This is a genomic window from Paracoccus gahaiensis (genome assembly GCF_005048225.1).
GTDB lineage: Bacteria > Pseudomonadota > Alphaproteobacteria > Rhodobacterales > Rhodobacteraceae > Paracoccus > Paracoccus gahaiensis.
The window spans coordinates 49,543-74,092 of the sequence record NZ_SUNI01000017.1; the positions used below are offsets into that span (position 1 = coordinate 49,543).

The 24,550-nt window shown below is 68.9% G+C and carries 26 protein-coding genes; 17 read left to right on the forward strand and 9 right to left on the reverse strand.

The genetic code is table 11. The features are described 5' to 3' along the window. Nucleotides 1-240: 240 nt before the first annotated feature. Both FA743_RS15560 and FA743_RS15565 read left to right on the forward strand, forming a co-directional pair. Nucleotides 241-810 carry a DNA-3-methyladenine glycosylase gene (locus tag FA743_RS15560; protein ID WP_136887016.1) on the forward strand — a complete coding sequence of 190 codons (570 nt, stop codon included), beginning with the start codon at nt 241-243 and terminating at the stop codon, nt 808-810. An 86-nt stretch (nt 811-896) separates the two neighbouring features. After that, entirely contained in the window at nt 897-1,838 is a 942-nt protein-coding gene (locus FA743_RS15565; RefSeq protein WP_136887017.1) for a DMT family transporter, read from the forward strand. A gap of 247 nt (nt 1,839-2,085) precedes the next feature. On the opposite strand, the gene FA743_RS15570 is transcribed toward FA743_RS15565, so the two are convergent. From FA743_RS15570 to FA743_RS15580, 3 genes are all read right to left on the reverse strand, one after another. Beyond that, nucleotides 2,086-4,287, reverse strand: coding sequence for a methyl-accepting chemotaxis protein (locus FA743_RS15570; RefSeq protein ID WP_246054989.1), 2,202 nt, complete (start codon nt 4,285-4,287; stop codon nt 2,086-2,088). A 79-nt stretch (nt 4,288-4,366) separates the two neighbouring features. Continuing rightward, a complete protein-coding gene (locus FA743_RS15575; RefSeq protein WP_136887018.1) occupies nt 4,367-4,882 on the reverse strand; it encodes a chemotaxis protein CheD in 516 nt (171 codons plus the stop codon). Then, the gene (locus tag FA743_RS15580; protein ID WP_136887019.1) at nt 4,879-5,844 is read right to left on the reverse strand and encodes a CheB methylesterase domain-containing protein; all 966 of its coding nucleotides are present in this window, start codon (nt 5,842-5,844) and stop codon (nt 4,879-4,881) included. The genes FA743_RS15575 and FA743_RS15580 overlap by 4 nt, the downstream gene beginning before the upstream one ends. 162 nt (nt 5,845-6,006) lie before the next feature. Between FA743_RS15580 and FA743_RS15585 the strand changes: the two genes are divergently transcribed. The 8 genes from FA743_RS15585 (at nt 6,007) to FA743_RS15620 (ending at nt 13,307) form a co-directional block, all read left to right on the forward strand. Continuing rightward, nucleotides 6,007-6,282: an STAS domain-containing protein gene (locus FA743_RS15585; protein WP_169308912.1), complete on the forward strand. Its 276-nt coding sequence runs from the start codon at nt 6,007-6,009 to the stop codon at nt 6,280-6,282. Next, on the forward strand, nt 6,279-6,647 hold the full coding sequence (locus FA743_RS15590) for a response regulator (protein ID WP_136887021.1): 369 nt from the start codon (nt 6,279-6,281) through the stop codon (nt 6,645-6,647). Before FA743_RS15585 ends, FA743_RS15590 begins: the two co-directional genes overlap by 4 nt. A gap of 3 nt (nt 6,648-6,650) precedes the next feature. Continuing rightward, a complete protein-coding gene (locus tag FA743_RS15595) occupies nt 6,651-8,825 on the forward strand; it encodes a chemotaxis protein CheA (protein ID WP_211242291.1) in 2,175 nt (724 codons plus the stop codon). A gap of 3 nt (nt 8,826-8,828) precedes the next feature. Then, nucleotides 8,829-9,299 carry a chemotaxis protein CheW gene (locus tag FA743_RS15600; protein WP_136887022.1) on the forward strand — a complete coding sequence of 157 codons (471 nt, stop codon included), beginning with the start codon at nt 8,829-8,831 and terminating at the stop codon, nt 9,297-9,299. Continuing rightward, nucleotides 9,296-10,159, forward strand: coding sequence for a CheR family methyltransferase (locus tag FA743_RS15605; RefSeq protein WP_246054990.1), 864 nt, complete (start codon nt 9,296-9,298; stop codon nt 10,157-10,159). Before FA743_RS15600 ends, FA743_RS15605 begins: the two co-directional genes overlap by 4 nt. A gap of 12 nt (nt 10,160-10,171) precedes the next feature. After that, nucleotides 10,172-10,561: a response regulator gene (locus tag FA743_RS15610; RefSeq protein ID WP_136887023.1), complete on the forward strand. Its 390-nt coding sequence runs from the start codon at nt 10,172-10,174 to the stop codon at nt 10,559-10,561. Next, nucleotides 10,558-10,935 (forward strand): hypothetical protein, encoded by a 378-nt coding sequence (locus tag FA743_RS15615; RefSeq protein ID WP_136887024.1) that lies wholly within the window; start codon nt 10,558-10,560, stop codon nt 10,933-10,935. The genes FA743_RS15610 and FA743_RS15615 overlap by 4 nt, the downstream gene beginning before the upstream one ends. Nucleotides 10,936-12,167: 1,232 nt before the next feature. Continuing rightward, complete coding sequence (locus tag FA743_RS15620; RefSeq protein WP_136887025.1) at nt 12,168-13,307, forward strand: extracellular catalytic domain type 1 short-chain-length polyhydroxyalkanoate depolymerase; 1,140 nt, start codon at nt 12,168-12,170, stop codon at nt 13,305-13,307. Between the two features lie 21 nt (nt 13,308-13,328). Here the strand turns inward: FA743_RS15620 and FA743_RS15625 are convergent, their stop codons facing one another. The 3 genes from FA743_RS15625 to FA743_RS15635 all read right to left on the reverse strand — a co-directional run bounded on the left by FA743_RS15625 (nt 13,329) and on the right by FA743_RS15635 (nt 15,372). Then, nucleotides 13,329-13,637 carry a hypothetical protein gene (locus FA743_RS15625; protein WP_136887026.1) on the reverse strand — a complete coding sequence of 103 codons (309 nt, stop codon included), beginning with the start codon at nt 13,635-13,637 and terminating at the stop codon, nt 13,329-13,331. 152 nt (nt 13,638-13,789) lie between these two features. Next, complete coding sequence (locus tag FA743_RS15630) at nt 13,790-14,524, reverse strand: cell wall hydrolase (RefSeq protein WP_136887027.1); 735 nt, start codon at nt 14,522-14,524, stop codon at nt 13,790-13,792. A 101-nt stretch (nt 14,525-14,625) separates the two neighbouring features. Continuing rightward, complete coding sequence (locus FA743_RS15635; protein ID WP_136887028.1) at nt 14,626-15,372, reverse strand: YoaK family protein; 747 nt, start codon at nt 15,370-15,372, stop codon at nt 14,626-14,628. A 249-nt stretch (nt 15,373-15,621) separates the two neighbouring features. Here FA743_RS15635 and FA743_RS15640 point away from each other — a divergent pair, with 249 nt between their 5' ends. The 3 genes from FA743_RS15640 (at nt 15,622) to FA743_RS15650 (ending at nt 18,511) form a co-directional block, all read left to right on the forward strand. Beyond that, entirely contained in the window at nt 15,622-16,317 is a 696-nt protein-coding gene (locus tag FA743_RS15640; RefSeq protein ID WP_136887029.1) for a Crp/Fnr family transcriptional regulator, read from the forward strand. 81 nt (nt 16,318-16,398) lie between these two features. Continuing rightward, nucleotides 16,399-16,611 (forward strand): YgaP family membrane protein, encoded by a 213-nt coding sequence (locus FA743_RS15645; protein ID WP_136887030.1) that lies wholly within the window; start codon nt 16,399-16,401, stop codon nt 16,609-16,611. Nucleotides 16,612-16,786: 175 nt separating this feature from the next. Next, on the forward strand, nt 16,787-18,511 hold the full coding sequence (locus tag FA743_RS15650; protein ID WP_246054991.1) for a SulP family inorganic anion transporter: 1,725 nt from the start codon (nt 16,787-16,789) through the stop codon (nt 18,509-18,511). A gap of 31 nt (nt 18,512-18,542) precedes the next feature. Here the strand turns inward: FA743_RS15650 and FA743_RS15655 are convergent, their stop codons facing one another. Genes FA743_RS15655 through FA743_RS15665 form a run of 3 tightly spaced genes read right to left on the reverse strand, consistent with a single transcriptional unit; the run spans nt 18,543 to nt 20,334 of the window. Next, nucleotides 18,543-19,454, reverse strand: coding sequence for an MBL fold metallo-hydrolase (locus FA743_RS15655; protein WP_136887032.1), 912 nt, complete (start codon nt 19,452-19,454; stop codon nt 18,543-18,545). Then, nucleotides 19,451-19,888 (reverse strand): DUF6691 family protein, encoded by a 438-nt coding sequence (locus FA743_RS15660; RefSeq protein ID WP_136887033.1) that lies wholly within the window; start codon nt 19,886-19,888, stop codon nt 19,451-19,453. The genes FA743_RS15655 and FA743_RS15660 overlap by 4 nt, the downstream gene beginning before the upstream one ends. Further along, entirely contained in the window at nt 19,888-20,334 is a 447-nt protein-coding gene (locus tag FA743_RS15665; protein ID WP_136887034.1) for a YeeE/YedE family protein, read from the reverse strand. The genes FA743_RS15660 and FA743_RS15665 overlap by 1 nt, the downstream gene beginning before the upstream one ends. Before the next feature lie 83 nt (nt 20,335-20,417). Between FA743_RS15665 and FA743_RS15670 the strand changes: the two genes are divergently transcribed. From FA743_RS15670 to FA743_RS15685, 4 genes are all read left to right on the forward strand, one after another. Further along, complete coding sequence (locus tag FA743_RS15670) at nt 20,418-20,750, forward strand: ArsR/SmtB family transcription factor (RefSeq protein ID WP_136887035.1); 333 nt, start codon at nt 20,418-20,420, stop codon at nt 20,748-20,750. Between the two features lie 142 nt (nt 20,751-20,892). Beyond that, the gene (locus FA743_RS15675; RefSeq protein ID WP_136887036.1) at nt 20,893-22,596 is read left to right on the forward strand and encodes an AMP-binding protein; all 1,704 of its coding nucleotides are present in this window, start codon (nt 20,893-20,895) and stop codon (nt 22,594-22,596) included. 99 nt (nt 22,597-22,695) lie between these two features. Further along, nucleotides 22,696-23,208, forward strand: coding sequence for a TRAP transporter small permease subunit (locus tag FA743_RS15680; protein WP_136887037.1), 513 nt, complete (start codon nt 22,696-22,698; stop codon nt 23,206-23,208). Further along, nucleotides 23,198-24,520 (forward strand): TRAP transporter large permease, encoded by a 1,323-nt coding sequence (locus FA743_RS15685; RefSeq protein ID WP_211242292.1) that lies wholly within the window; start codon nt 23,198-23,200, stop codon nt 24,518-24,520. The genes FA743_RS15680 and FA743_RS15685 overlap by 11 nt, the downstream gene beginning before the upstream one ends. Nucleotides 24,521-24,550: the final 30 nt, after the last annotated feature.

The following is a 24,550-nucleotide window of genomic DNA, read 5'->3' on the forward strand; positions in this document are numbered from 1 at the left end:
GGCCGAAACCTTCTGCGCTGTCATGTGGCACTCCCGGAATTGTCAGCCCCTTCAACCGATCAGCGCGGGATATGTTCCGCTGTCCGGCGGCCTTGGCCGGGAACCTCACGCCCCGCCCGCGCGATGGGCAGGCCCATCTTGCCGCGCTGCGGCATCGCTTTCGGGGAACAGGGGGGCATGGTCCTCGCCACCGATCCGGGGCAGGGTCCGGCCATCCCGCCCCGGCCCAAGGATCCGCCGATGACCGAACCCGATCCCGCCCTCTCCTTCGCCATCGCCGGCCTCGGCGCGGTCGACTTGGCCCGTCGGCTGATCGGCGCGCTGCTGGTGGTCCGGGGCGCGGGCGGAGTGATCATCGAGACCGAGGCCTATCTGCGCGACGACCCCGCCTCGCACAGCTTCCGAGGGCCGACGCCCCGCAACGCCGCGATGTTCGGGCCGGCGGGGCATGCCTATGTCTATCGCTCCTATGGGATCCACCTGTGCCTGAACGTGGTGGGCCTGCCCGGCGAGGCGGTGCTGATCCGCGCGCTGGACCCTACCGAGGGGCTGGACCTGATGCATGCCCGCCGCGGGCAGGAGCCGCTGTGCAGCGGGCCGGGACGGCTGAGCCAGGCCCTGGGCCTGCGCCCCGAGGATGACGGCGCCCCCTTCGACGGCGGCGATCTGGCGCTGGTCCTGTCCGACGCACGGCCCGACCTGCTCCAGGGTCCGCGCATCGGCATCAGCCGCGCGCAGGACCGGCTCTGGCGCTTCGGTCTGGCGGGGGCGCGGGGCCTCAGCCGGCCCTTTCCCAAGCCCGCGGGCTAGGCGCGCACAAAAGCACCGCAAGCCCTTCCCTCTGCCTGCTTTCCGGGCAACAAGGGAGCCCTCCTTCCGCATCCAAGGTGTCTGTCATGACCGATATCCCCGTCGCTGGCCGCGCCCTGCCCGGATCGCCCTTCACCCAGGGGCTGATCTGCATGGGCTTCAGCATGGTCTCGTTCATCGCCATGTCGGTCGGATCGCGCGAGATGGCCGAGACGCTGTCGATCCGGCAGGTGCTGTTCTTCCGCGCACTGGTAGGGCTGTTCGTGATCCTGGCGGTCGGTCGTGCCGTCTTCCCCGAGATCCGGCGCATGCAGAAGGTGCCGCTGCATCTGGCGCGCAACGCGGTCCATTTCACCGCGCAGTATTTCTGGACCATCGGCATCGTGCTGCTTCCCCTGGCCTCGGTTTTCGCGCTGGAATTCACCATGCCGATCTGGGTGACGCTGTTCGCCTGGCTTCTGCTGCGCGAGAAGGTCAGCCGCCAGCGCCTGCTGGCGACGGTGGGGGGGTTCATCGGCGTTCTGGTCATCGTGCGGCCCGGCATCGGCATGGTCGATCCGGCGGCGGGGCTGGTGCTGATCGCCGCCGCCGGCTACGGCCTGTCGCTGATCATGGTCAAGCGGCTGACCGGGCATTGTTCGCCCGGCGCCATCGTCGTCTGGATGATCCTGATCCAATTGCCTTTGGGCCTGATCGCGGCGCTGACCGACTGGCGCCCGGTCCATGTCACCGACGTGCCGTGGATGCTGGTCGCGGGCATCGGTGCGCTCTCGGCGCATTTCTGTCAGGCGCAGGCCCTGAAGCGGCTGGAGGCCTCGGTCGTCATCCCCATCGACTTCCTGCGCGTGCCGATGGCCGCCGTGGTGGGCTTCTATGCCTATGGCGAGGCGATCGACCTGTGGGTGTTCCTGGGCGGCGGCATCATCCTGCTGTCGAACCTACAGGCCGTGCTGGCCGAGCGGCGCGGCCAGATGACCGGCGCGCTGGCCACCGAGCCACTGGTCGATCCTCAACCGCCCCGGAGGTAATGGGCAGCGCAGAGGCCGGCGTCGCGGGCACAGGCCCGATCCCGCGCCGGCCGTGGCGGGGGGGTCCCCGCCCGCTGGCGATCCTGGACATGGCGGTTCTCCGTTCCGGGTCGACCAGACCGCTGGCAGATGGACGATGGATCGTGTCCCGGCCCGATCACGACGCCCCCTTCCGGAAGATCGCCTGCTGGCATGTTGGCGATGCCCCCGATGGCAGGTCCTGGCGCAGATCGGACGCGGCATCGGCTCAGAACTCGTAAAGCTGGGCCGCCGCCTCGCCGCGTCCGGCCACCACCCGCAACGGAGCCGGGCCGTGATCGACCGGGCTGGGGCGCGCGCCCTGCGGACGACCCGCCGGGGCGCGTCCCTTGCCGCCGACCCGGAAGCCCGAGATCTCGCGCATCAGATCCTCGGCCCGCTGCTGCAGCGATACGGCAGCCGCGTTCGTCTCTTCCGCGACGGCGGCGTTCTGCTGCGTGACCTGATCCAGCTGGTTCACGCCGGCATTGATCTCGGACAGGCCCGTCGCCTGCTCGTTGGCCGCCCGGGCGATGGCCGAGACCTGTTCGGACACCTCGCGGGCACGCTCCAGAATCAGATCCAGGCTTTCGCCGGTGCGCCCGACCAGCGAGGATCCCGCCTTAACCTGCGCGGCACTGTCCGAGATCAGTGCCTTGATCTCGCGCGCGGATTCCGAGGCGCGCTGCGCCAACCCGCGCACCTCCGAGGCGACGACGGCAAAGCCGCGCCCCGCCTCGCCCGCCCGCGCGGCCTCCACCCCGGCATTCAGGGCCAGCAGGTTGGTCTGGAAGGCGATGTCGTCGATCACGCCGATGATCCGGGTGATCTGGTCCGAGGATTTCTCGATCCCCTTCATGGCATCGACCGCCTCGCGCACAATGGCCGAACTGGTCTCGGCGATCTCGCGGTTCTGCTGGCTGGCCTGCTCGGCCTGGCGGGCGCGTTCGGCGGTCGACCGCACGCTTTCGCTCATCTGGTTGAGGGCCGCCGCCGATTGCTCCAGCGTGGCGGCCTGGGTCTCCGCCCGGCTGGACAGGTCATGGGCCGCCGAGGTGATCTCGTCGGACCCGCCGCGCACCTGATCGGACACGTCCGAGATGCGCGACATCGTCCCCGACAGGGTCAGAAGGACGCTGTTATAGGCCTGACGCAGCGCCTCGTAGCTGGCCGGGAAGGGGTCCGAGGCCGGGCTGGAGATCTGCGCCGTCAGATCGCCATCGGCCAGCCGGTTCAGGCCGTCGCCGATATCCCGCACGACGCGGGCCTGTTCCGTCATCTCGGCCTCGCGCGTCGCCGCCGCCGCCTCGGAGATGTCGCGGGCCTCGGCGGCGAGGCGCAGGCGTTCCAGGGCATTGTCCTTGAAGATGGTCAGCGCCCGGGCCAGTTCGCCCAGCTCGTTGCGCCCCTCGCCGCCGGTGATCTGGACATCCAGATCCCCGGTGGCCAGGCGACGCGTCTGTTCGACGGTCCGCGACAGACCCCTGGACAGGGCCCGGGTCAGCAGCCCCGCGACGCAGGTTCCCAGAAGGATCGCGATGGCCACGCCGACCAGGATCGACGAGACGGTGCGCTGCGAGATGCTGGCCGCCTGCAGGTCAAAATCCTCCTTGATGGCGACGGCGGCGTGGCGAAGCTGGGCCGTGAGGGCGACCGTCTGGTTCGTGGTCGAGACCACCTCCTCTAACGAGGCGGCCAAGGCCGGTTCGCTGTCGTGAATGGCCGTGACCGTTTGCCAGTAAGCGTCGGTTTGGGTCCGGATTTGGGTCAAGAGGGCCGCCGCCTCGGGCGGCAACAGGCTGACGGTCAGCGCGGACATGCTGCCTTGCAGAGCATCGACGGATGTTTCGGCGGCTTCGTACCTGCCTGTACTGCGCGTCAACAGGAATTCCTCGACCCGAAGCTGGGCCAGCGACAGCGCGCCGGCAGCCCGCTCTGCCGCCAGGATCTGCTCGGGGCTTGCCCGGGCAACTGCCAGTTCCCGGACACGGTCCAGAAGGCCGTGCATGCTCAGTCCGAGTTCGCGGCTTTCGGCAACCCGCGCGGCCTGCCCGGTAAATGCGTCGATGAAGCTGGTGGCCTGCCGCAGGTGCAGGTCCTTCAATGCCACGACGCGATCCGCATCGGGGGTTCCCAGCTTGGCGATCTCGACGGCGATGTCGCGGACGTCGTGCATTTCCCGAAGCAGGGCATCGGCCTCCTGCTGGGCTGCGGTCGTCAGGAAGCTATTGAGCGCTGTTTGCGTTTCCGAGACCTGCTGGCCGATATCGGTGACCCTGAGGGCCAGCCGGGACGAGGCCAGCGCCCCCTCCTGCACCCTGCGCAGGCTGTTCATCTGGCTCCAGGCAAACGCGGCAAACAGCGCCAGGGCCAGCAGGATGACACCGAAGCCGGCCATCACCTGTCGCGTGATCTTGATGTTCTTCAGCATCGGGACATTCCTTCGGAAAGCAGGGTGTGGGGGCAGGGCGGGGGCGGGAGCATGACGCCGCCAGGGGGTCGGGGGGTCATCAGAACAGCTCCGCTTCGGGCGCGCGCAGGCGCATCGGGGTTTCCCGGGCGGGCAGTTGCGCGGCGCCCACGAATTGCAGCTGGACCCGTCCGCTGACCGGCCACAGCCGGATCCGGCGTGCCTGGACCCCGCCCAGATCGCAGGCGATGAGGGCGATCCCCTCGGCCTGCAGGAACCGCTGCGCGGCCTCGGCATTGCGGCGGCCGATATCGGGAAGCCCGGCCATCATCCGGGCGCCGCCGAACAGCTTGGCGCGCATGCGCCCGCGCGCCGCGCCGCGCCGCATCAGCCCGTTGACAAGCTGTTCCAGCGCGGCGGCGGCATAGCGGATGTCGGTGCCGCCGGGACCGTCCTCGGGCAGCAGGAAATGGTTCATCCCCCCGATCCCGCGATCCGCATCGCAGATGCAGGCCGAGACGCAGGATCCGAGGACCGTGGTGATCATCACGTCCTCGTCATCCGAGATGGCGTTCTCGCCCTGAACCACATGGATCACCTTGGCGGCGCGGGTCATGCCGAGGATCTCGCGCGCGAGGCCTGCACCGGCCGCAGCAGGGCCTGCCCGATGCGCACCAGCGGCAGCACCTCGGAGGCGCCACCCATCTCGATCGCCACGCGCGGCATGCCCCAGACCACGGAACTGTCCCGATCCTGCGCGATCGTCTGCGCACCGGCGCGGCGCAGCTCGCACATGCCCTGTGCCCCGTCCGCGCCCATGCCGGTCAGCAGGGCCGCGCGGACGTCCAGACCGGCGGCCAGCTTGGCACCGTCGCGGAACAGCACGTCGACCGAGGGACGGTGGCCCGAGACGGGCGGCTCGTCCTGAAGGCGCACCCGCAAGCCGCCGCGCAGGATCAGGCGCAGGTGCCGGTCGCTGTCGGCGGCCATCAGGACGGTCCCCCGGCGCAGGGGGGTGTCGTCGTCGGCGGCACGCACGTTCGGCGCCAGCAGCTTGTCCAGCCGGCGAATCAGCCCGTCGACGAATCCGGGCCGGATATGCTGGACGACCAGGGTGGGGGGGCAATCGGCCGGGAACATGCACAGGACAGCCTCCAGCGCGGTGATCCCGCCCGTCGAGGCGCCGATGAGGATCAGATCCGGCATGTCATCCGAATCGCCTTGCAGGTCGAGGCTGGGCACCGGCAGACGGGCCCCCAGCAGATCGCCCAGCAGCGCCGCGACCAGCTGATCGGCCTGGACCGTGCGAAACAGCGTCAGCCCGGGCTGGGGCGGGCCATAGATGACCACCCGCGCCTTCATGCGCATCAGCAGGTCGCTGAGGACCCCGAATCCCGGCTGGATCGTCAGGTCCGAGGCGATCGCCACCCGGTCCGGCCGGTGTCCTTCGGCAAGCTGCAGCGCGTCGGCCAGATCGGCCGCGCCAAGGACGCGGACCCCGTGATCGGCACAGCGCCGGAACGCGGTGTTGCGGCGCATGATGTCCGGATCGGCAATCAGCAAGACCGGTTGTGACACGGGACGACCTCCAGCTCGGGTTCCCCAAGACCTACGGCCAGAAAGTTAAAAAGTCGTTCAGTCGAAACGGCTTAATTGAATCGAATTGGAACCAGCCGGCAGGGATTTCTTAAGATTCGTCTGCTAGCCATAGCCATGTCGTGGATATGAGAGGTGGACGCCGTGCATGCCTTGCCCCTGCCAGGGACGCTGGACCGGAAGGCCACGTCAGAGCTTGCAAGATCGCTTCTGGAGCTTCGTGGCAGCCATGCCGCGCTGGATGGCGCCGGTGTCGAACGCCTTGGTGCCCTTGCGGTCGAGGCGCTGATCTCGGCCCGCAAGCAATGGCAGGTCGATGGCCGCGAGCTCAGGATCACCAACCCGTCGCCGGCCTTCCTGGCCGCGCTGGAGGCCCTCGGGGCCGATCTGGACATGCTGCAGACGGGGCCGCAAACATGACCGTCAGGATCCTGGCCGTGGACGATTCCCCAACGATCCGGGCACTGGTCGGCAGGGCCCTGCGCGCCGCCGGGTTCGAGGTCTTTCTGGCCTCCGACGGGGTCGAGGGCTTGGGCTGCCTGCCCGATGCCGATCCGCATCTGATCATCACCGACATCAACATGCCGCATATGGACGGGTTCGGGCTGATCGAGAACGTCCGGTCCAGCGGGGACTATGCCGACGTGCCGATCCTGGTGCTGACGACCGAATCGGGGCAGGACCTCAAGGCGCGGGCCCGCAGCGCCGGGGCGACCGGCTGGATCGTGAAACCGTTCGAGGATGCGCGTCTGATCGCGGTCATCGACAAGGTTCTGGGGCGCTGAAAGATGGAAAACCTGGACGAATTCCGCGAGATGTTCTTCGTCGAATGCGACGAGCTGCTCGAGGTGCTGGCTGGCGGCCTGCGGCAGATGGAGGCTGCAGATCTCGAGAAGGAAATCGTGCACAGCGTGTTCCGGGCGGTGCATTCAATCAAGGGGGGCGCGGCCGCCTTCGGGCTGAGCGACCTGGTCACCTTCGCCCACCGCTTCGAGACGGTGCTGGACCTCATCCGTTCGGACCGGATGGAGATCGAGGCTCCGGTGATGACGCTGCTGCATCGCTGCTCGGACGGGCTGGCGGATCTGATCGAATCGGCGCGCGCGGGGCTGGATGCCGATCGCGGCCTGACCGGCGCGCTTCTGGCCGAACTGGACGCGCTGATCGACAGCGACGGGTCGGACGAGGGCGAGCCCATCGTCTTCACCCCGATCACGCTGGATTTCGGCGATGTCGCGGCAAGCCCGCCCGCCGCCGCGCTCAGGATCCGCATGTCCCCCTCGGCCGATCTCTACCGGTCCGGCAACGATCCGGTCGCGCTGATGACCGCCTTGCGCAAGCTGGGGCCCGCCGAGGTCTCGCTTCTGGCGGAGGAGGTCGCGCCGCTCGAATCCTGGGATCCCGATCAGCCCGGCCTGGCCTGGGACATCCGCATGCCCTCCTCGGTGACCGAGGCCCAGATCCTCACGGTCTTCGAATTCGTCGAGGATTGCTGCCGGCTGTTCATCGACAGGCTGGCGGAGGTGCCGGGTCCTGCGCTCTCGCTTGCGCCGCTGGCCGATTTCCTCGCCGTGCCGGCGCCCGACGCGGCGCCCCCGATGGCCCCTTTGCCGCCGCCGGGTCCTGCACGGATCGATCCGGCGCCGGTCCAACTGGCCCCCCAGACACCGGCGACCCCCGATCCCGAACCGGCCGATCCGATCCCGGCCGTTCCCGGCCTTCGGGTCGCATCGTCCGCGCCCGAGGCTGCCGCCGCCCCGGCCCCTACGATCCGGGTCGGTCTGGAACGGGTGGACCGGCTGATGAACATGATCGGCGAACTGGTCATCAAGGAGGCCATGCTGTCGCAGACGATCCAGACGGCGGGTCTGCAGGATGCACCCGACGTGGTCGCCGGACTGGATTCCATCCGCCAGTTGGCCGGAGAGATCCAGGAAAGCGTGATGGCGATCCGCGCCCAGCCCCTCAAGCTGGTGTTTCAGCGCATGCACCGGATCCTGCGCGAGGCGGCGGATGCGACCGGAAAACCGGTGCGGCTGATCACGTTGGGCGAGCAGACCGAGGTCGACAAGACCATGATCGAGCGCCTCGTCGATCCGCTGACGCACATGATCCGCAACTCGGTCGATCACGGGCTGGAGGACAGCGTGACCCGCCAGCGGCGGGGCAAGCCGGCAGAGGGGGTCATCACCCTGTCGGCCGCGCATCGCTCGGGACGGGTGCAGATCGAGGTGTCGGACGATGGCGGCGGCATCGACCGGCCCCGTGTTCGCCAGATCGCCGAAGAGCGCGGCCTGGTCGCCCCCGGCACCCCCCTTTCGGCGGCCGAGATCGACCAGCTGCTGTTCCTGCCGGGCTTTTCCTGCAAGGACCAGGTCTCGGCCCTGTCCGGGCGCGGGGTGGGTCTGGACGTCGTGCGGCGCGAGATCATGTCCCTGGGCGGTCGCGTGATGATCCATTCGGTCGAGGGCGAGGGCACGACCTTCTCGATCGCCCTGCCGCTGACCCTGGCCGTGCTGGAAGGCATGCTGATCCAGCTGGGCGACCAGACGATGGTCCTGCCGATCACCGCCGTGCAGGAGACCCTGCAGCCCAACCGCGCGATGCTGCATGGGATGGGCGCCGGCACCCAGCTTCTGTCCAGCCGCGGAGAGCTGATCCCGATCGTCGATCTGTGCTCGGTCTTCGGCCTGCCCGCAATCGAACCGCTGGAATCCGCCGTGCTGATCGTCGTGGAAACCGACACCCGGCAACGTGCCGCCTTCCGGGTCGATTCGATCTTCGACCAGCGTCAGGTGGTGATCAAGAGCCTCGAACAGAACTATGGCCGGGTGCCCGGCGTCTCGGCGGCGACGATCCTGGGCGACGGGCAGATCGCCCTGATCATCGACCCCGAGGAAATCGTTCTTTCATTGTCAAACGACCAGGGCCGCCTGATGGCCGCCATGGCAGCGAACGGGTGACGCATGCTCAAATCAATCTCGCATAACGTGGTCGGCAAGAGCGACGTCGTCGCCTTCAAGCTGGCCGACCAGGATTTCTGCATCGATATCGGGCTGGTCCGCGAGATCCGCGGCTGGACGCCCGCCACGATGCTGCCGCATGCGCCCGATTACGTGAAGGGCGTGATCAACCTGCGCGGCGCGGTCGTGACGGTGGTGGACATGTCGGCCCGGCTCGGCTTCGGAATCGCCGAGCCCTCGCACCGGCATGTGGTCATCATCGCGATCCATGCGGGCCGGGTGGTCGGGCTTCTGGCAGATCTGGTCGCGGACATCCTGACGATCTCCGATGACAGCCTGCAGGGCGTGCCCGACCTGGCCTCGAATTCGGCGCGCGAGTTCATCACCGGCATGATCACGCTGGAAGACGGGCGGATCCTGCGCAAGATCGACCTGGCCCAGCTGCTGCCCGAAATGAGCGGAGCCGACGCTTGAGTGCGGCGGCCCCTGTCGGCAGCCCGTCGCTGAACGGGGCGCAGTTCAAGAAGATCGCGGATCTTCTGTATCGCGACAGCGGCATCGTGCTGTCCGAGGCCAAGCGCAGCCTGCTGGTCGCGCGCCTGAACAAGCGGCTGCGGACGTTGAACATGGCCGATTACGGCGCCTATTGCGACCGTCTCGAGGGGCCGGACGGGGTCGAGGAGCGCCGCCATCTGCTGTCTGCCCTGACCACCAACGTCACCGCCTTCTTTCGCGAGATGCATCATTTCACGTCGCTGACCGAGGAGGTGCTGCCGCCAATGATTCTCGAGGCCCGGCGGGGGCGGCGGCTGCGCCTGTGGTCGGCCGCCTGCTCGTCGGGCGAAGAGCCCTATTCGATCGCGATGACCCTGCTGGACGCCTTTCCCGAGGCGCCGCAGCACGACATTCTGATCCTGGCGACCGACATAGATCCGCTGATGGTGGACCGGGCGCGGCAGGGTCGTTATGGGCCCGAGGCCCTGCAGGCCGTGGCGGCGGCGCGGCGCGACAAGTACTTTGCCCGGGCCGAGGGCGGCTTCGAGGCCCGGCCCGCCCTGCGCCACTGCATGCGCTTCGGCGAGCTGAACCTGCATGACGCCTGGCCCTTCGCCGGCAAGTTCGATGTCATTTTCTGCCGCAACGCGGCGATCTATTTCGACACCCCCTCGCGCCAGCGCCTGTGGCACCGCTTCGGACAGGCCCTGGTGCCCGGCGGCTCGCTCTATGTGGGTCATTCGGAACGGCTGGACGGCCCGGCCTGCCCCTATTTCGAGACCGCCGGAACGACGCATTATCGGCGCAATGCGCAGCCGATCCCGGCCCTGCCAGCCTGAAGGAGGATCCCCATGGCGCTGAAATCCCAATTGCACATGATGGTGGTGGACGACATGACCATCAGCCGCTCGCTGATCGAACAGGCGCTGGACTGGGCGGGGCTGGTCAATGTCCAGTACGAGGCCAATGGCGAGACCGCCTTTCGAAGGCTTGCCGCAGCGCCGGTGCATCTGGTCATCTCGGATTACAACATGCCGGGGATGGACGGCCTGGCCCTGCTGGAGGCGCTGCGCCAGAACCCTGGCACGCAGCGCATCGGCTTTATCCTGATCACCGGCACCGCCACCCGCGAGATGATCGAGCGCGGACAGAGGGCGGGCATGAACAACTTCATCGCCAAGCCCTTCACCAAGGAGGCGCTGCTGCGCTGCATCGAAACCGTCACCGGGAAGCTGCAATGATGTCGGCCCTGCACAAGGCCCGGCCCCAATCCCTGAAGACGATCCTGTCGCGCGCCGCGGCCGAGGCCCAGCATCTGCATGACCGGCTGGCCGAACTCGACGCCGCTCTGGGTGAGGTGCATGAGCATCTGCCCTCCACGGTCCTGGCGGTCCTGCAGCGCGCGGATCTGCTGCGTCAGGAGGCCGAGGGCCTAGCCCATTTTCTGACCCGGCTGGCAGAGGACGCCTTGCCTGGGACATCCTGCAACCCGGGTCAGGCCCTGCAATTGCCTCTTCAGAACCAGATCAGCCGGTTGTCGGGAACGACATCCAGCAAGGCGACGGATCATGGCAGCGAGATCTGGTCGGACGATATCGCCGGAGGGTTGCCGTGACCCGGACCGTCCTGGATGGGCTATTGCCGAGCGGCTGCGACCTGTCCGGAACCACCCGGTCCTACGGTCGGAGCGCCCATGGCCGGCTGCCAGAGCCGCGACGCCGATCGGGCGTGCTGCAGCTCGGGCGCAGATCGCAAGGCCCGGGCGCCGAGGGGCGGTCTTTTCGACCACCCATCCCTCCGATCATCTGCCCGACACCAGAGCGGCCAGGTCCCGTGAGGCCGGAGGCAGCGGTTGCCACCGACGACAGGGCCGTCAAGCCCAGTGCATCCGTTCCGGTAGCCGATCCACCTCCCCCGCATCGGCCCGCCACGCTTCGTCCTGCGCATCGCTTTGGCTTGGCCGGGTCGAGACCTCGGGGGATGGGCGGGCAGGTCACGGAAGATGTCGCCCGGGAAGGCCGGGACCGGCGGTCTGCTCCCTTGGGCAGGGCGGGTGTTCGCCGAATCTTGGCCTGCGCGGCGTCCCGTGGCAGATCGCGCCGCAACAGCGGTCGGCAGGGATCGCCGGCCATCGTCCCAAGATCGCTGCCTCGGACCGGCAGCGCCCGACGGCCCGGCACCGCATTGCGGTCGATCTTGTCGCCAAGATGTGCATCCTGGCGGCGGCCTGCGGGGCGAATGCCCGCGTGGCCGGATCCGAAAAATGCGCTTTTGCCTTCCCGTCCCTTGCATCGGCACGTGGCAGGAGGCTCGCCCTGGCGGCCCGGGGGATGCAATCCGGGAACCGGGTTCGCACCCCTCGCCAGCACCGGCGGATTGCGGATCACATCCTGCGCGACGGCCAAAAAGCTGCCCGCGATCGGAAGGCATGGCAGAGGAGGACCTGTCGGGGGCGCATCCTCTCAACCACGCGCCCTTGGCGACAGGTCTGCGCGGAACCGGCATGGTCCTGGAGGGGTCGCGCGTGGGTCCGGGGCAGCGGCATCGGGGTTCCTTCGGGATGCCCCGCCTCGAATCGATGGGTCCGGCATGCGGGCCAGAAGGACACCCAGCCCCCGAGGCGCTGAAGATGAAGCGCTCGTTCGGCTGCGCCTTCACGCCACCGGCGCTTTCCACCTGCCCGGGCGACGTGCTGTCAAAACCCGTTCGGACACCTTGCATGGGCGGCGTCGCACCCAGTCAGGGCAGCATGGCAGCCTTGCGCGCGGGATCCGCCGTTTCGGCTTGTCGCAGCGCCGGACACATGCGACCGGGATGGGGTGCCATGTGACAGGAAGACCCGATCTCATGACCAAGAGCATGTTTTCCACCACCAAGGGCCGTCGACGCAAGACTGCGACGCCGGTCGCGGCTCGGATGATGGCTGCGTTCGTCCGCTCGGCCCTGAAGGCGCCCGCTTTGGCGCTGAAGCCCGCGCGCAAGACCAAGGCATCGAAGCCCGCGGCCAAGGCCAAGGCAGCCCCCAAGCCCAAGGCGTCCAAACCCAAGGTTGCGGCGGTCACGTCCTCGGTCGCGGCGCCGGCCCGTCCCCGCCTGGTGGTCGCACCGGCGCGCGCCTCGTTTCGCACCCTCACCCATGACTGCGCCTTCGGGCAGCGTCGCTACAAGATCTACGTGCCGGCCTCGGCGGGCAGCTCCGCGGACCCCCTGCCGGTGCTGGTCATGCTGCATGGCTGCGGCCAGACGCCGGACGATTTCGCCAAGGGCACGCGCATGAACGCGCTGGCCGAGGAGTTCCGGATGCTGGTCGTCTATCCCGCGCAGTCGCGCGAGGCGCATCCCAAACGGTGCTGGAACTGGTTCCAGCCCGGCGACCAGCACCGGGGCGCGGGCGAGCCCGCGCTGCTGGCCAGCCTGACGCGCGAGGTTCTGGACCAGTACCCGGCGGATCCCGCGCGGGTCTATGTGGCGGGGCTGTCGGCCGGGGGATCGGCGGCACTGGTCCTGGCGCAGGCCTATCCCGAACTGTTCGCCGCCGTCGGCGTCCATTCCGGTCTGCCCGTGGGCGCCGCGCAGGGAAAGACCTTTGCGCTGACCGCGATGGGGCAGGGCAGCCCCGGCATCCCCTCCCTGCATCCGATGCCCACGATCATCTTCCACGGCAGCAAGGACCATGTCGTGAACGCCCGCAATGGCCGGTTCGTGGCAATCCGGGCGCTGGAACCCTATGCCGCCCTGCGCGAGACGCAGCAGAAACGCCAGGTTCCCAAGGGCCGCAGCTATGTCCGGACGACCCATCGCGTGGGCCAGGGGCGCGCCTTCGTCGAGCATTGGCTGATCGAGGGCAGCGGACATGCCTGGTCCGGAGGCTCTCCGGCGGGGCGCTTCACGGATCCCTCGGGGCCCGACGCGTCGCGCGAACTGGTCCGGTTCCTGCTGCGCCACAAGACGACGCTGCGGACCCGCCGGATGACCGTTGCCGCTTAGGCGGCCAGTCCCACGAAGAAGTCACCCCTCCGAGCGGCGGCCGATGGGGAACATGTCCTCGCCATAATGGTGCAGCTTCACGTGGTGGCGCCGGCAAAGCCACCGGACGTTCAACGGCTCGTCATAGCGGTCGTGATGGGCATCGACCGTCTCGGCGCCACAAACCTCGCAGCTTTGCTTGACGAGCTGCCCCGAGCCGAGCGCCCGCTGCACGGCCAGATGGGCGCTGTACATGCGCGGATTGGCCCGGCGCCAGCTGGCCTGCCGCGTGGCGCTTTTCAGCGCGGGCGGGGCCGCATCGGGTGGGGTCGGGTCGGTCGGGTCGCTCATCGATCCGCGCATCCTCTTGGTCGGCGTCCTCTTGGGGGGCGTCCGGGCGCCGGGCGCCTGCCCCCGGCCTGTGCTTCTGAGCGTGCCATCGCAACGCCCCGCGCGCAAGGCTGGACCCGGACAGCACCGCGCGCCCGACCCGGAAGGGGGCATCAGGATCTGGGATCCGCGTAGAAGATGTGATCGTCGATGACCGTCACGCGCTCCATCCGGGGCGCCCAGGCCGGCGAGACCTCGGTGGTGTGGTAGTGATCGGCGCCGCGCAATTCCTGCATCGGGCCCTGCAGGAAGACCTCGGCCGCGAATTGCACGGCCTTCTGCCAGGACACCATGTCCTCGATCGGGGGATAGGCATAGCGCGAGGTCATGAAGCTGAACTGCGTGGGCACCACGCTGTCGCAGGCCGTGCGCCCCCACCGGTGCGGGACCGCCGCACGCTGCAGGATGACCGAGGCCACCGCGCGCTGGCCCAGATCGGTCTGGTCGCGGGCCTCGTGATAGATGGCGACGGCGATGCAGGTCAGGTCGCTGGCATTCTGCAGGCTGGCGGGCGGGGCCGGGATCCGCGCGCCGGTCAGGATCTGCTGGGCCGAAGGCGGACGCGGATGCGGGCGCATGGTCACCACCTCGGACGGGCGCGGCAGCGGGATGCGCGAACCGTCGAGGACCAGCGGCGGGCCGTGGAAAAGCGCGGCATCGTCCGAGGGATGCGGACCCGGCACGTCCGGTCGGACCGGGGTCGGTGCGGTGACGGCGGCCTCGGGGAGGGCAGGGGCAGAGATCACTTCCCGGTCAGCCGGGCGATCATCGGCAGGGATGAAGACCAGACTGCTTGAGGTCCAGGCAGCGACAAGCGCAAAGGTCAGGGCGAGACACGCACGGATCATCTTATTTTCCTCTGGATACAGGGGAAACCGCAGAGGGCGTCAGATGTTCCCCGACCGGGCGATCGGATCGCGGGGCAGGCGGTTCGCCGCGCAGGCGGGGCCTAGCGGCGCCGCGCCCCGATCACGCCGGGCAGGCCCAGGGCCAGAAGCACCGCCGCCAGCGGGATCGAGAACAGGAACCCCGCCAGCCCATAGCCGATCGCCCCGAAGATGCCGCCCAAAACGAAGGCGACCACAAGCTGCACCAGCATCCGAAGCTTGCCCCGGTCGGCGGACATCCCCAGGCCGGGCCGCAGGCGGGCATGGACGGCGCGACCCAGCTCGATCCCGATATCGGTCACGATGCCCGTCGCATGGGTGGTGCGGATCCGTGCGCCCGAGATGCGGGTGATCGTCGCGTTCTGCATCCCCATGATGAAGCACAGGCAGGCCAGCGAGAAGATCCGCCCGATCTCTCCGGTCAGAAGGCCGCCCATCGAGAAGCAGGCCAGGAAGACCCCCTGGAAGACCAGGGGCCAGGCATATTGCCGGCGGCTGGATGCCGGGCCCTGCGCCGCGTCGATCAGGATCGCGCTGAAGCCGGCCCCGGCAATGAAGGCCGCGACGGCCAGCGTGCTGATCGCGACGATCCCCAGGTTGGCGATGGCGACATTGTCGGCCAGCGCGGCCAGATAGCCGGTCATGTGGGACGTGTACTGGCCAAGCGCGAAGAACCCCCCCGCATTGGCCGCCCCCGCGATGGCCGCCAGGATCGTGGCCAGGATCAGGTCATTGCCCGCCGATCGGCGCCGCGCGACGATCGCCCGCGCCGACCTGCGCGGGTCCAGAAGCCTGCGCCGGGTCTTCATGCCCGGCCCGTCCTTGCATCGTCGCGCATCCTGCCCGGTCCCCCCCAAGGGATTGTATGCGCGCCGAAAGCCGCGCAAGGCAATCGCCGCGTCACGGGCGCCTTGCATTTGCCGCAGCCGGCGCCGAACACGGCCTTGCGCCGCTGGCACGGGGCTGCCGCGACATGTCGCGCCGATGCCCAAGATCCCGGGGCGCAGCCCCCGCGCGATGTGCTATGCGGGCGCAGTCCTTGGGTGAGGAAACCTGACATGACATCGCACCCCATCGCCGGGACCTGGGTCGCGCAGTTCCCGGGCCTGGCGCAGCTGGCGCCCGAGCTGCACGATCTGCTTCTGGCCCGCAGCACGATCCTCGCGGCGCCCGCTGGCACGGTCCTCTTCGGGCCGGGCAAGCCGCCCGAGCATCTGCTGCTGCTGCTGGAGGGCCGGGTCCGCGTCCAGCAGATGTCGGACGAGGGGCGCGACATCGTCCTCTACCGCGTCGAGGCCGGGGAAAGCTGCGTGATGACCACGGCCTGCCTTCTGGCCCATGACGACTATTCCGCCCAAGGCATCGCCGAGACCGACATCCGGGCGGCGGCGATCCCGCGGGCGGTCTTCGACCGCCTGATCTCGGCCTCGGTCCCGTTCCGGACCTTCATCTTCACAGCCTTCGCTCGGCGGATGTCCGACCTGTTCATGGTCATCGAGGAGATCGCGTTCCAGCGGCTGGACATCCGGCTGGCGCAGAAGCTGATCGAGCTGTCGCGCGGCGCAGGCCGGGTGCGGGCCACGCATCAGCAGATGGCGGCGGAACTGGGCACCGCGCGCGAGGTCATCTCGCGCCAGCTGGGCGAGTTCCAGCGCCGGGGCTGGATCGGACAGGCGCGCGGCGTCATCGACCTGCTGGACCCGGGCGCGATCGCCCGGCTGGCGGCGCAGGAGGGCCATGGGGCGCGCCCCTGAGGCGGGCTTGGTGATCTTGTCACCGAACTTCGCCGGCCTGTCGGATAGAAGGGGGCAACGCCATCACGCAAGGATCACGTCATGACCAGCAATATCGGAACTTCGGACCGCACCCTGCGCATCGTTCTGGGCGCGGCCCTGATCCTCATGGCGCTGCTGAGCGGCTGGCCGGTCTTCGAGGCCAGCCTGCCGCGCCTGGTGGCGGTTCTGGCCGGGGTCGTGCTGATCGGCACGGCGGCGGTCAGGTTCTGCCCGCTCTACCGGGTGCTGGGCCTGCAGACCTGCCGTCACTGAGCCCTGCGGCCTGAGCCGCCGCTGATCCGACCGGGCAGCGCCGGCCGCGATGAAGGCTCTTGCCCGCAGGCGCAGGACCACGGCAAGGTCGCCCCTGCCGGGTCCGCCTCCGCCCTCCGGTGCACCAGGGGGCCGGACCAGATTGCCGCCCGAAGGATCAGAACGGACCCCGCCCTTGAAGCCCCTGCGCGCCTATTTCCCGATCCTGACCTGGGGTCGCCATTACACCCGCCAGACCCTGTCCGACGATCTGCTGGCGGCCGTGATCGTCACGATCATGCTGATCCCGCAATCGCTGGCCTATGCGCTGCTGGCGGGGCTGCCGGCGCAGGCGGGGCTTTATGCCTCGATCGTGCCGATCCTGCTCTATGCCGTCTTCGGGACCAGCCGGGCGCTGGCGGTGGGGCCGGTGGCGGTGGTCTCGCTGATGACCGCCGCCGCGATCGGGCAGATCGCCCAGCAGGGCACGATGGGATACGGCGTGGCGGCGCTGACGCTGGCCGGGCTGTCGGGGGCGATCCTCTTGGTCATGGGCGTGCTGAAGCTGGGGTTTCTGGCCAATTTCCTGTCCCATCCGGTGATCGCGGGCTTCATCACCGCCTCGGGCATCCTGATCGCCACCAGCCAGCTGGGCCATATCCTGGGGGTCGGCGCCGGCGGCCATACCCTGCCCGAGATGGTCGTCTCGCTGATCGGCGCCCTGCCGCAGGTCAACCCGGTGACGCTGGCGATCGGGATCGTCGCGACGGGCTTCCTGTTCTGGGTCCGGCGGGGGCTGAAGCCCCTGCTGCGCCGCGCGGGGCTGGGCGCGCGGGCCGCCGACATCGTCACCAAGGCCGGGCCGGTGCTGGCCGTGGTGGTCAGCACCCTTGCCGTGCGCGGGCTGGGGCTGGAGGCGCAGGGCGTGCGCATCGTGGGCGTTGTGCCGCAGGGCCTGCCGCCGCTGACGCTGCCCTCGGTCTCGCCCGATCTGATCGGGATGCTGCTGGTGCCGGCGCTTCTGATCTCGGTCATCGGCTTCGTGGAATCCGTGTCGGTGGCGCAGACCCTGGCCGCCAAGAGGCGCCAGCGCATCGACCCGGATCAGGAACTGATCGGGCTGGGCGCCGCCAATCTGGGCGCGGCCTTCACCGGCGGCATGCCGGTGACGGGGGGCTTTGCGCGATCCGTCGTGAACTTCGACGCGGGCGCGGCCACGGCGGCGGCGGGGGCCTTCACTGCCATCGGGCTGGCGGTGGCCGCCGTTGCGCTGACGCCGCTGATCCACGACCTGCCCATCGCCACCTTGGCCGCGACGATCATCGTGGCGGTGCTGTCGCTGGTCGATCTGTCGATCCTGCGCCGCGCCTGGTCCTATTCCCGCGCCGATTTCACCGCCGTCGCTGCGACGATCCTGCTGACGCTGCTGCTGGGGGTCGAGGCAGGGGTGTCGACCGGCGTGATCCTGTCCATCGCGCTGCATCTGTACAAATCCTCGCGCCCGCATGTGGCCGAGGTCGGGCTGGTGCCGGGCACCCAGCATTTCCGCAACATCCTGCGCCATGACGTGCAGACCGATCCCGCCATCGTCACGCTGCGCATCGACGAAAGCCTCTATTTCGCCAATGCCCGCTTTCTGGAAGATTACATCGCCGACCGCGTCACCCCGGATTGCGACATCCGGCATGTCGTGCTGATGTGTTCGGCCATCAGCGACATCGACCTAAGCGCGCTGGAAAGCCTGGAGGCGATCGCCCATCGGCTGGACACGATGGGCGTCACGCTGCACCTGTCCGAGGTCAAGGGCCCGGTCATGGACCGGCTGAGATGCTGCGATTTCCTGGACCACCTGACGGGGCGGGTCTTCCTGTCGCAATACGATGCCTGGGACGCGCTGCAGAGCCGCCCGCCTGTGGCGTGATCCGGGGGGCGCCCCCCGGATCACATCCGGCTCAGAAGCGGTCGACCGGCACCTTCAGGTAATGGTGCCCGTCATCCTCGGCCGGGGGCAGGCGCCCGCCGCGCAGGTTGATCTGCAGCGCCGCCATGATCCGGTCGGGCAGGGGCAGCGTCGCGTCGCGGGCGTCGCGGGTCGCGATCCAGTCCTCGCGCCGGGTGCCGTCCTTGACATGGCGGTTGGCGGCGCGGTGCTGGGCGACCGTCGCCTCCCATTGCGGCTCGTCGCGGTCCTTCGTGCCGTAATCATGGCCGACGAACAGGCGGGTGTGGCCCGGCAGCGCCAAAATCGCTTGGATCGACTGCCACAGCTGGCCGCTGTCGCCGCCCGGGAAATCGGCGCGGGACGTGCCCGCATCGGGCTGCATCAGCGTGTCATGGGTGAAGGCCGCATCCCCGCAGACATAGGTGACCGAGCCGAGCGTGTGGCCCGGCGACAGCATCACCCGCAGGCTCAGATCGCCAAGCGCGATGGTCTCGCCATCCGCCAGCAGGCGGTCGAAATCGCGCACCGGATCGAAGGCGCCGGGCAGGTTGTAGATCCCGGCCCAGATCCGGGCGATGTCGCCCACCCGGTCGCCGATGGCGGTGGGCGCGCCGGTCACCCGGCCCAGCTGGGCCGAGGCCATGACGTGATCGGCATGGGGATGCGTGTCCAGCACCCAGGCCACGCTGAGGCCCTGTTCGGCCACCAGCGCCAGCACCTGATCCATGCTGCCGGTCGAGAAGCGGTAATGCTTCGGGTCCAGGTTCCAGACCACGTCGATCAGCGCCGCCTGCTTGGTGGCGGGATCGGCGCAGACATACTGGATCGACCCGGTGTCGGGCTCGTAGATGCCCCAGACATCGGGGCTGCCCGCGCCGGTCGAGGGCGAATGGCGGATGACGGGCTGGTGCAGCAGGTTCATGGGGTCGTCCTCGGGGTTAGAAGGGGCAGGGGTTTCAGGCGGGGTCCGATCCACAGACCCAGGATCATTGCGGGCACGAAGACCAGCGTGCCCGGGGCCAGCAGCGGCAAGGCGGTCAGCGCGGGGCCGGGGCAGAAGCCCCCCAGGCCCCATCCGATGCCGAACAGCACCGCCCCGGTCAGCAGAGGCCGGTCGATGGCGCGGTTGGTGGGCAGATCGAAACTCGGGTTCAGCACCGGCGCCGCACGGCGCCAGACCAGCCGATAACCGACGAAGGTCGTCAGCGTCGCGCCGCCCATCACGAAGGCCAGGCTGGGATCCCAGGCACCCGCCAGATCCAGGAAGTTCTGCACCTTGGCCGGATCGGCCATGCCCGACAGGATCAGCCCCAGCCCGAAGACCAGCCCGCTGAGAAAGCCCCACACAGCACGCATCACAGACCTCCGATCAGGTGCCGCAGCACGAAGACGGTGACAAAGCCCGCCGCCATGAAGGCCGCGACCGCCGCCAGCGACCGCCCCGACAGCCGCGCCAGCCCGCAGACCCCGTGCCCCGAGGTGCAGCCCGACCCAAGCGCCGTGCCGGTCCCGACCAGCAGCCCCGCCAGCGCCATCACCGGCAGGTTCTGCGGCACGCTTTGGGTGATCGTGCCGCCCAAGGCGCCCATCAGCAGGGGCGCGGCCAGCAGGCCCAGCACGAACCAGATCCGCCAGTCGCGGTCCCGCGCCGCACCCGGCAGGGCCAGCGCGCCCTGGCTGATGCCCGCGATCCCGGCGATCCGGCCGAAGATGCCCATCACCATCACCGCGCTGATCCCGATCAGGACCCCGCCGCCAAGCGAGGCCCAGGGGGTAAAGGCGGTTTCCGTCACCATGTCCATCCATGTCTCCATCTGCGGCATTGCACCGGACGGCGCATTTGATACACTGTATATTACCGTACTCTAAATAAGTCAAAGGTAATATGTCGGACGCGCTTCCCGATCCCTCCGTCGCAGCCCTGCAGGACATGGCCGATCACGTCGCCGCCCGGCTGGCGCTGGTGGCCAATGCCAAGCGCCTGCTGATCCTGTGCGAGCTGGCCAAGGGCGAACGCCCGGTCGGCAGCCTGCAGGCGGCGGTGGGACTGGGCCAGTCCGCGCTCAGCCAGCATCTGGCGCGGCTGCGCGAGGCGGACATGGTCGCCACCCGGCGCGAGGGGCAGACCATCCATTACCGCATCAGCGACCCGCAGCTGGAGGTGCTGATGCAGGCCCTCTATGCCGCCTTCTGCGCGCCGCAGGACCCGCAGGGCTAGGGGCTCGGCGCGCGATTCCTTGCCGCGACGGCCCTGTGTTGACAGGAGGAAGACCGCTGTCTAGCGTCCGATGGGGACGTGATCGGCGCGAGGAGGCGGCGGCGTCCACCAAGGGAGGGGACCTGTCTTGCAGGGACGTGCGATGACGCCTGCGCAGCTTGCGGAGTTCCGCTGGCACATTCCTCCCCGGTTCAATCTGGGCATGGCCGTCTGCGATCATTGGGTCGCGCAGGATCCGGACCGCATCGCGATCCACGAGGTCGACGAGGATGGCCGGGTCCGCGATGTCCGCTATCGCGATCTGGGGCGCCTCGTGGCGCAGCTGTCCCATGCACTGGTCGCAGGCGGGATCACGCCCCCGGCGCAGGGCGAGGTCGGTGCCCGCATCGGCGTGCTGTTGCCGCAATCGGTCGAGACGGCGACCGCCCATGTCGCGATCCCCCGCATGGGCTGCGTGTCGCTGCCGCTGTTCACGCTGTTCGGCCCCGAGGCGCTGCGCCACCGGCTGCGCGATTCCGGCGCCTCGGCGCTGATCACCCATGCGGCCAGCCTGGACCTGCTGGCGGCGGTCGCGGGCGATCTGCCCGATCTGCGGCTGGTCCTGTGCAAGGATCTGCCCGAGGGGGCCGCCGGGCGCTTTCCGGGGCTGCTGATCGTCGACTACGACGCCGCGCTGGCCGTCCAGCCCGAGGATTTTCCGGCCGCCGCGACCGGGGCCGAGGATGCGGCCTTCCTGATCTATACCTCGGGGACGACCGGGCTGCCCAAGGGCGCGCTGCATGCCCATCGGGTGCTGCTGGGCCATCTGCCGGGGGTCGAGATCAGCCATGATCTGCTGCCGCAGCCCGGCGACCGGCTGTGGACGCCGGCGGACTGGGCCTGGATCGGCGGGCTGCTGGATGTGCTGATGCCGGGCCTCTATCACGGGGTGACGGTGGTGGCCTGCCGGTTTCCCAAGTTCACCGCCCGCGCGGCGCTGGACCTGATCCGCGACCACGGCATCCGCAACGCCTTCCTGCCGCCGACCGCGCTCAAGCTGATGCGGCTGGAGCCGGACGCAGCGAACTGGTCCCTGAACCTGCGCTCGGTCGCCAGCGGGGGCGAGCCTCTGGGCGCCGGGCTGCTGGACTGGGGCCAGCGCGTCTTCGGCACCACGATCAACGAATTCTACGGCCAGACCGAATGCAACATGATCGTGTCGGGCTGCGGGGTTCTGGAACCGCCTCTGCCCGGCGCGATGGGCCGCGCGGTGCCCGGCCACCATGTCGCCATCATCGACCCCGCCAGCGGCGCGCTGCTGCCCGCAGGCCATGAGGGAGAGATCGCCGTCCTGTCCCCCGACCCGGTGATGTTTCTGGGCTACTGGACCAACCCGGCGGCGACCGAGGCCAAGTTCGTCCAGGGCCCGCAGGGGCGCTGGATGCTGACCGGCGATCGCGGGATCGCGCAGCCCGATGGCCGGCTGTCCTTCGTGGGGCGCGACGACGACGTGATCTCGTCCGCCGGCTACCGGATCGGCCCCGCCGAGATCGAGGATTGCCTGCTGCGCCATCCGGCGGTGCATCTGGCAGGCGTCGTGGGCCAGCCCGACCCCCTGCGCGGCCATATCGTCGCGGCCTTCGTCACGCTGGGCGCAGGGCACAGCCCCGGCCCGGATCTGGCGGCCGAGATCTCGGCCCATGTGCGCGACCTGCTGGCGGCCTATGAATATCCCCGCGCGGTGCATTTCATCGACGAGATGCCGATGACCACCACCGGCAAGATCATCCGCGCCGAGCTGCGCCAGCGGGCCGAACGGATCGCGCGCGACACCGATCCCGCCCCCCACGAGGCGACCCATGCCTGAGGGGCGCGCGGACCCTCCAGGCGCCGGGGTGCCCGACCCCGGTCGCCCGACACCCCGCAGGGCGCCCGCCGCCCTGCCTTCACGTAAAGGAGCCAGACAGTGCCGGTAAGTCACCTGATCGATGGCCTGAACGAGATCGTGGGCCGCATCGTGTCGGTCGTCGCGATCCTGTTCGCCGGCATCATCATCTATGATGTGTTCATGCGCTATGTGCTGGGTCAGCCGACCCGGTGGGCCTTCGATGTCACCAAGCAGCTCTACGGGTTCTATTTCGTCATGCTGGGCGGCTATGCGCTGCGCCACCAGGCCCATGTGCGCGTCGACCTGCTGACCGCGCGGATGGGCCCGGGCCTGCGCCGGTGGGTCGAGGTGGCGGGCTATGTCATCTTCTTCTTTCCCTTCGCATGGGTCTTTGCGCGGCGCAGCTGGGATTTCGCGATGACCTCGTGGCGTCAGGGAGAGGTGACCTATGGCGCCGTGCAGCTGCCGGTCTATCCGCTCAAGATCGCGATGTTCGCGGCGGCCTGCCTGCTGCTGATCCAGGGGGTCAGCGAGGTGCTGAAGCTGGTCCTGACCCGATCCCCCAAGCCGGAGACCCCAGATGTCGGGTGAATCGATCGCCCTGATCATGTCGGGCCTGCTGCTTCTGGGCCTGTTCATGGGCCATCCGCTGGCCTTCGTGCTGGGCGGCACCGCCGTCCTGGGTGCGCTGATCGCGGGCAAGCCGATGGTGCTGGGCATCGTCATCAACCGCATCTTCGGCGACGTGCTGGACAATTACGTGCTGATCGCCATTCCGCTGTTCGTGCTGATGGCGCGGTTCCTGTCCGACAGCGGCGTCACCGACCGCATGTTCGAGGCGCTGCGCCACCTGATGGCCCGGGTGACCGGCGGGCTGGGGCTGGCGGTGGTCTTCATCTCGATCCTGCTGGCGGCGACGACCGGGATCATCGGCGCGTCGATCACCGTGATGGGCATGATGGCGCTGCGCCCGATGCTGCAATACGGCTATGACAAGCGGCTGGCGACGGGGCTGATCGGCGCCTCGGGGTGCCTGGGCATCCTGATCCCGCCCTCGATCATGCTGATCCTGATGGCATCTTACGCGCCGGGGCTGTCGGTGGGGCAGCTGTTCGCGGGCGCGATGGTGCCGGGGCTGCTGCTGGGGGTGATGTACGCGCTTTATGTGGTGTTCATCGCCTGGCTGAAGCCGGACTGGGCCCCCAAGATCGCCGAGGCCGACCAGATCAGCCGCGCCGCCATGTGGAAGATGCTGCTGATCGAGGCGGTGCCGCCGCTGATCCTGATCCTGGGCATCCTGGGATCGCTGCTGGCGGGCATCGCCACCGCGACCGAGGCCAGCGCGATCGGCGCGCTTCTGGCGCTGCTGATCGTGATCGGGCGCGGGCGGTTCCAATGGGCGACCTTCTATTCGGCGCTGCTGGAAACCGGGCGCACCAGCGCGATGATCCTCTTCATCGTGGTGGGCGCCACGGCCTTCACCGGCGTCTTCAACATCACCGGGGGTCTGCGCGCCAGCCAGGACCTGATCCGCGGGCTGGCCGACGATCCCTACACGCTGATCGCGATGATGCTGCTGGTGGTGTTCATCCTGGGCATGTTCCTGGACTGGACCGGCATCGTGCTGCTGTCCTTCCCGATCTTCCTGCCGCTGGTCGGCGAGATGGGCATCGACCCCCTGTGGTTCGTCGTGCTGATGGCCGTGGTGTTGCAGACCAGCTTCCTGTCGCCGCCTTTCGGCTATGCGCTGTTCTACATGCGCGCCATCGCCCCGCCCGAGGTCACGATCACCGACATCATCATCGGCGTGCTGCCCTTCATCGTCATGATCCTGATGATGTGTGCGGCGATGATCCTGTTCCCTGCCTTGGTCACCTGGCTGCCCCTGGCGCTTTACGGCTGACCGGCCCCTGTTTTTTCACGAGGAGGAGAC

Coding starts and splice junctions, on each gene's coding strand:
- FA743_RS15560 (WP_136887016.1), top strand. CDS start 241: ATGACCGAACCCGATCCCGCCCTCTCCTTCGCCATCGCCGGCCTCGGC.
- FA743_RS15565 (WP_136887017.1), top strand. CDS start 897: ATGACCGATATCCCCGTCGCTGGCCGCGCCCTGCCCGGATCGCCCTTC.
- FA743_RS15570 (WP_246054989.1), bottom strand. CDS start 4,287: ATGCTGAAGAACATCAAGATCACGCGACAGGTGATGGCCGGCTTCGGT.
- FA743_RS15575 (WP_136887018.1), bottom strand. CDS start 4,882: ATGACCCGCGCCGCCAAGGTGATCCATGTGGTTCAGGGCGAGAACGCC.
- FA743_RS15590 (WP_136887021.1), top strand. CDS start 6,279: ATGACCGTCAGGATCCTGGCCGTGGACGATTCCCCAACGATCCGGGCA.
- FA743_RS15595 (WP_211242291.1), top strand. CDS start 6,651: ATGGAAAACCTGGACGAATTCCGCGAGATGTTCTTCGTCGAATGCGAC.
- FA743_RS15600 (WP_136887022.1), top strand. CDS start 8,829: ATGCTCAAATCAATCTCGCATAACGTGGTCGGCAAGAGCGACGTCGTC.
- FA743_RS15610 (WP_136887023.1), top strand. CDS start 10,172: ATGGCGCTGAAATCCCAATTGCACATGATGGTGGTGGACGACATGACC.
- FA743_RS15615 (WP_136887024.1), top strand. CDS start 10,558: ATGATGTCGGCCCTGCACAAGGCCCGGCCCCAATCCCTGAAGACGATC.
- FA743_RS15620 (WP_136887025.1), top strand. CDS start 12,168: ATGACCAAGAGCATGTTTTCCACCACCAAGGGCCGTCGACGCAAGACT.
- FA743_RS15625 (WP_136887026.1), bottom strand. CDS start 13,637: ATGAGCGACCCGACCGACCCGACCCCACCCGATGCGGCCCCGCCCGCG.
- FA743_RS15630 (WP_136887027.1), bottom strand. CDS start 14,524: ATGATCCGTGCGTGTCTCGCCCTGACCTTTGCGCTTGTCGCTGCCTGG.
- FA743_RS15635 (WP_136887028.1), bottom strand. CDS start 15,372: ATGAAGACCCGGCGCAGGCTTCTGGACCCGCGCAGGTCGGCGCGGGCG.
- FA743_RS15640 (WP_136887029.1), top strand. CDS start 15,622: ATGACATCGCACCCCATCGCCGGGACCTGGGTCGCGCAGTTCCCGGGC.
- FA743_RS15645 (WP_136887030.1), top strand. CDS start 16,399: ATGACCAGCAATATCGGAACTTCGGACCGCACCCTGCGCATCGTTCTG.
- FA743_RS15655 (WP_136887032.1), bottom strand. CDS start 19,454: ATGAACCTGCTGCACCAGCCCGTCATCCGCCATTCGCCCTCGACCGGC.
- FA743_RS15660 (WP_136887033.1), bottom strand. CDS start 19,888: ATGCGTGCTGTGTGGGGCTTTCTCAGCGGGCTGGTCTTCGGGCTGGGG.
- FA743_RS15665 (WP_136887034.1), bottom strand. CDS start 20,334: ATGGACATGGTGACGGAAACCGCCTTTACCCCCTGGGCCTCGCTTGGC.
- FA743_RS15670 (WP_136887035.1), top strand. CDS start 20,418: ATGTCGGACGCGCTTCCCGATCCCTCCGTCGCAGCCCTGCAGGACATG.
- FA743_RS15675 (WP_136887036.1), top strand. CDS start 20,893: ATGACGCCTGCGCAGCTTGCGGAGTTCCGCTGGCACATTCCTCCCCGG.
- FA743_RS15685 (WP_211242292.1), top strand. CDS start 23,198: ATGTCGGGTGAATCGATCGCCCTGATCATGTCGGGCCTGCTGCTTCTG.